At 32.0% G+C, this 5478-nt stretch carries 4 protein-coding genes; 2 read left to right on the top strand and 2 right to left on the bottom strand.

Annotated elements, in window-relative coordinates; translation table 11 throughout:
• Window positions 1-1892 (top strand): T9SS type B sorting domain-containing protein (locus ACIQ2I_RS07555; RefSeq protein WP_396181815.1); only part of this gene is annotated, 1892 nt, incomplete at its 5' end.
• Between the two features lie 5 nt (window positions 1893-1897).
• Here the strand turns inward: ACIQ2I_RS07555 and folK are convergent.
• The gene (gene folK, locus ACIQ2I_RS07550; protein WP_396181814.1) at window positions 1898-3031 is read right to left on the bottom strand and encodes a 2-amino-4-hydroxy-6-hydroxymethyldihydropteridine diphosphokinase; all 1134 of its coding nucleotides are present in this window, start codon (window positions 3029-3031) and stop codon (window positions 1898-1900) included.
• Window positions 3032-3290: 259 nt separating this feature from the next.
• Here folK and sppA point away from each other — a divergent pair, with 259 nt between their 5' ends.
• Complete coding sequence (gene sppA, locus ACIQ2I_RS07545; RefSeq protein ID WP_396181813.1) at window positions 3291-5063, top strand: signal peptide peptidase SppA; 1773 nt, start codon at window positions 3291-3293, stop codon at window positions 5061-5063.
• A 98-nt stretch (window positions 5064-5161) separates the two neighbouring features.
• Here sppA and ACIQ2I_RS07540 read toward each other — a convergent pair.
• Window positions 5162-5478: aldehyde dehydrogenase family protein (locus ACIQ2I_RS07540; protein ID WP_396181812.1), on the bottom strand; the 317-nt coding region annotated here is incomplete at its 5' end.

The raw sequence follows: 5478 nt of genomic DNA, 5'->3' as shown, positions 1-5478 counted from the left end.
CCGCCATGTACATTCAAATTTCTTCTGGTTACGATTTTGGACAAGATGTTTTAACATTAACAGGTATTCATCCCGCGATAACTTCTTCTTGGAATGCAACAGAAGGGAAATTAACCTTGATCGGAATTAGTGGTGAACCTACTTATTTGCAATTTGAAGCGGCTATTGAATCGGTAGTTTTTACAAATTCAGACACAAATCCTAGCGGGCAACGTATTTTTTCAATAACTATCGGGCAAGCAAATTACTTAGAATCTACAGGGCATTACTATGAATATATTCCAAATACGGGTATTTCTTGGATAAACGCCAAAAATATAGCTGCGACATCAACTTATTATGGTTTACAAGGTTATTTGGCTACTATAACCAATGTAGAAGAAGTTCAAATTTCTGGTATACAAGCATCTGGAGCCGGATGGATTGGCGGTTCAGACGAAGTAGATGAAGGCGTTTGGAAATGGGTTTCAGGACCAGAACTAGGCGTAACATTTTGGAATGGCTCAGTAAGTGGTAGTTCTCCAAATTTTTCTTTTTGGAATACTGGCGAACCAAACAATTCTAACAATGAAGATTACGCTCATGTTACAGCACCAGGAGTAGGACAACCTGGTTCGTGGAATGATTTAACTAATATAGGAGAATCTAGTGGAGATTACCAACCAAAAGGATATATTGTAGAATATGGTGGTATGCCAGGCGATCCCATTTTACAAATTTCTACCACTTCTATTATTACAATGCCCATTATATCTAATACAACAAACGCATCAAGATGTGGTTCAGGTTCAGTTTTGCTTCAAGCCACAACAAATACAGGAAGTAGTAATTGGTATACTAGTCCAACAGGTGGCGCGCCAATTTTTACTGGAAATTCATTTAATACCCCTATTTTAAATGTTACTACAGATTATTATGTAGATGTATTTCCTGTTGGATGTACTTTTGGAAATAGAGTGCAAGTTACTGCAACTATAAAAGAGGTTCCCATAATTAGTTTTATAGTTCCCAATCCTGTTTGCCAAGGCACCAACATTACAATTCAAGCGAATACAACAATAGGTACAATAAATTGGTACGATTCCAACACAAGTTTGATACCAATTTTCACAGGAACTTCTTTTACCACGCCTAACTTAAACACCTCTATAACTTATTATATTGAAGCAGAAAGCAATGGTTGCACATCTAATAGGTTAGCAATTCCAGTTCAGGTTGTACCAGCCCCAACCGTGGTTGATGAAACAGTTATTTTTTGTGAGAACACCTCTGTTACGCTCCAATCTGGAATTTCAGGGGGCACTTATTTATGGTCCACGGGAGCCATTACTCAAGATTGTGCAGTTGCCTCAGCTGGAACTTATTCAGTAATAGTAACAACGCCTCAAAATTGTAATTTAACGAAGAATTTTACAGTTATTGAAAATATCACACCTGAAATTACTTTTATAAAAGTGGAAGGATTAACCGCAGAAATTGGTGTTAATGGAACAGGAATTTTTGAATATTCTTTAGATAATATTATTTTTCAGAATTCTAATATTTTTAACTTTACGGTGGGAGGCGAATATACTTGTTATGTTAGAGAAATAGGAACAAATTGTGGGTTCGATTATAGAAATTTTGTGGTGATTGATTACCCAAAGTTTTTTACACCAAATGCGGATGGATTTAACGATTATTGGAAAGTAAACGGCATGCACTTATTTCCTGATGCAAATATTGCTATTTTTGATAGATATGGGCAACTAATTACGGTATTAAATACTAAAAATCCATATTGGGATGGCAAACTAAATGGTGAAAATGTTTCGTCTTCGGATTATTGGTTTGTGGCCAATTTAGGTAACAATATTTCAGAAGTAAAAGGTCATTTTTCATTAAAAAGATAATTTTTCTATTGTATTTTATTTTTAATTTCATTTAAAATATAAATATAATCTTCTTGGTTTTTTACAAAATCTAAATCAGAAATATCTATAATTAATACATTGATATCGGTTTGCGATTTTATATATTCTAAATACCCTTGGTTTATTTTTTCTAAATAATTTGAGGTAATATCTTGTTCATAACTTCTTCCCCGTTTTTTTATGTTAGCCAATAATCGATCTGTATTTTGGTATAAATAAACATATAAATCAGGTTTTGGCATTTCTTTATACATTATGTCAAACATGGTTTTGTACAAACGAAATTCATCTTCTTGCAAGGTAACTTTTGCAAAAATTTGCGATTTAAAAATATGATAATCGGCAACTATAAAATCCTTAAACAAATCAAATTGTGCCAAATCATCGGATAATTGTTGGTACCTATCCGCTAAGAATGACATTTCTAAAGGAAAAGCATAACGGGTTTGATCTTTATAAAACTTGGGTAAAAACGGATTGTCAGCAAATCTTTCTAAAATTATTTTTGCATTACAATCTTCTGCTATTTTTGTGGCCAAAGTTGTTTTGCCAGCACCAATATTTCCTTCAATTGCAATATAGTTTAGTTGTTTTAATGCTAATTGATGCGTTGGGTTTTGTATATTTCCAATCTCTTTAATTGCAGAAGTGTCTTCACAACAATTAAGCAATTCAGAAATGGTTTTGTTGAGTTTTGGGTGATTCCATTTTGGGGCAATATCATTCATTGGAAATAAAACAAATTTTCTATTTTGTAGGTGAATGTGTGGAATTTTCAAATTTTCAGTTGCAATAATTTCATCATTAAAAGAAATAATATCAATATCTATATTTCTCGACTCGTACTGCTCAGTATTTTTTCTAATTCGACCTAGTTTTTTTTCTAATTTAATAATCTTACTTAGTATTTTTTGCGCTGATTTATGAGAATGAATCATAATAGCACAATTATAAAACACATCCCCTTCAAATCCCCAAGCAGGTGTTTCGTATACTTTTGAAACTTTCACTACTGTAGCAATTGTATTATGTATAGCCATAATACAGGTCTCCAAATTTTTTAATTTGTGTCCCATATTTGTTCCTAAAGAAAGTAGTAATGTGTTTTGTGACTTCATATTTTGTAAAAACAAATCTCGTTTTAACAGTGTTTTTTTATTTTAACAAATTAACAAACAATTTTACATTTTTATTCTACAAAAGGCGAATATTTTTGAAGATGAATTTTTTTATTAAAAATTTCAGATTTGTTTTTTCTTCCACACAACTTTTTTTTAATAATTTGTTCTAGATAAATAAAGTAGGTTCTATTTTTTTTTAATATTACTGTAACATTTTGTTTTAAATTACTACATATGTGTAAATAATATAATTAATATGAATTTTATAAAGAATGTATTTGCAACAATTGTAGGATTATTTTTGTTTGTTTTATTAAGTTTTTTCTTTCTAATAGGACTTGGCGCCATAGTAGGTAGTGGAGACGATGAGATAAAAGTTAAAGATAATTCTGTAATTCAATTAGATTTGGCTAAAATTAATTTTGATTATGCGGGTAAATTTGATTCGGATAGTCCATTTAGTAGTTTGTTTTTAGGAAAAGACAAAGTTGGTTTTATAGAAGTTTTAAATGCAATAGATGCGGCAAAAACCGACGACAAAATAAAAGGGATAACACTTGTAAACAACGTATCAAATTTAGGAATGGCTCAAAGTAAGGAGCTTAGAGATAAATTGGAAGATTTTAAAAAATCGAAGAAGTTTGTGATGGCTTATGCCACTGTTTTTTCTCAAAATGAATATTATATTAGTTCAGTAGCTGATGATATTTATCTGAATCCTGCTGGCGAAATGGATTTTAAAGGATTAGGAACAGAAATGTTATTTTTTAAAAATTTTCAAGATCAATCGGGTCTAAAAATGGAGATTATTCGTCATGGAAAATTTAAAAGTGCAGTAGAACCTTTTTTAGCGCAAGAAATTAGCAAAGAAAACAGAGAGCAAGTAACGGTTTTATTACAATCTGTGTGGGAATCTATAGTTTCGGATATTGCAAAAAACAGAAATCTCTCTGTAATGCAATTGAATGCAATTGCTTCAGATTTATTAGCAAGAACCCCAGAAATGGCTTTGCAGCAAAAATTAATAGATAAAGTTGCTTATGAAGATGAGTTTAATGCGGCTTTAAAAACTAAATTAAAAGTAGCTAAAGACGATGAAATTGAGACGGTTTCAATTATAGACTATGTGGCCACTACTTCTTTAAAATCTGAAGATTATACAAAAGATGATATTATTGCTGTAATTTATGCTCAGGGCGATATAAATGGAGGAGAAGGTGATGTAGATTATATTGGGGAAGTTTCAATCAACCGTTCTTTAAGAGAAGCTCGGGAAGATGACGATGTAAAAGCAATAGTGCTCCGTGTAGATAGTCCTGGTGGAAGCGCTTTGGTTTCAGATTTAATTTGGAGAGAAATTGAATTGACTAAAAAAGTAAAACCAGTTGTGGTTTCTATGGGTAATTTAGCCGCTTCGGGGGGCTATTATATAGCTTGTAATGCCAATACTATTTTTGCAGAACCAACAACAATTACGGGTTCAATTGGTGTGTTTGGAATGTTGCCAAATGTCCATGGATTTGCTACAAAATATGGCGTAAACGCAGAGCAAATTCAAACGCATAAAAACGCAGTTGGTTACAGTATATTTGAACCTATTTCTGAGGAATACAAAACTATTGCCTTAGAAGGTATTGATCGTGTTTATAAAACATTCATAAGTCGTGTGGCAATAGGAAGAAAAATGACTTTTGATCAAGTAGATGCTATTGCTCAAGGTAGAGTTTGGACAGGTACTGATGCCATAAAAAATGGATTAGTTGATAAGCTAGGAAATTTAGATGCAGCTATTGCTCATGCCGCTATTTTAGGAAAATCAAAAAGTTACAGAACGGAAAATTACCCAGAATATAAAAAAGATTTCGATGAGATTTTAGAAGCATTTGCAGGTGCAAGTATATACAAATCTAGAGAAACTATGATGAAAGAAGAATTGGGTGAAGAAAATTATAATTTACTAAAAAAAGCTAAATTAATGCAAAGCAGAAAAGGAGTACAAATGTTACTGCCTTTTGATTTAAATTTGTAGTATACTTATCTAATAACTTTTTAAATAAAATAAAAAAACGCCATTCTTAAAAGTCTGGCGTTTTTTTTAAGCAATAATAAAGTTTTATATTTTTAAAATTATCCTAAAAAGGGATAACTAAAATGTTCTGGTGTAACAAAAGTTTCTTTTATTGTTCTTGGAGAAACCCAACGCAATAAGTTTTGTGCAGAACCTGCTTTATCATTTGTTCCTGAAGCTCTTGCGCCACCAAATGGCTGCATACCTACAACTGCTCCTGTTGGTTTGTCATTTATGTAAAAGTTTCCTGCTGCATTTTGCAAGGCTACCGTTGCTTCTTCAATGGCATAGCGGTCTGTACTTAAAACAGCTCCTGTTAATGCATATTCAGAAGTTTGATCAACTAAGGTTAATGTTTCCGCCCATTTTGCGTCTT

Origin of the sequence: Flavobacterium sp., assembly GCF_044368995.1 — a bacterium.
Taxonomy (GTDB): Bacteria; Bacteroidota; Bacteroidia; order Flavobacteriales; family Flavobacteriaceae; genus Flavobacterium.
Note: the sequence above shows the minus strand (reverse complement) of the source record. Positions and strands in the feature narration are given on the sequence as shown.

Coding starts and splice junctions, on each gene's coding strand:
- sppA (WP_396181813.1), top strand. CDS start 3,291: ATGAATTTTATAAAGAATGTATTTGCAACAATTGTAGGATTATTTTTG.
- folK (WP_396181814.1), bottom strand. CDS start 3,031: ATGAAGTCACAAAACACATTACTACTTTCTTTAGGAACAAATATGGGA.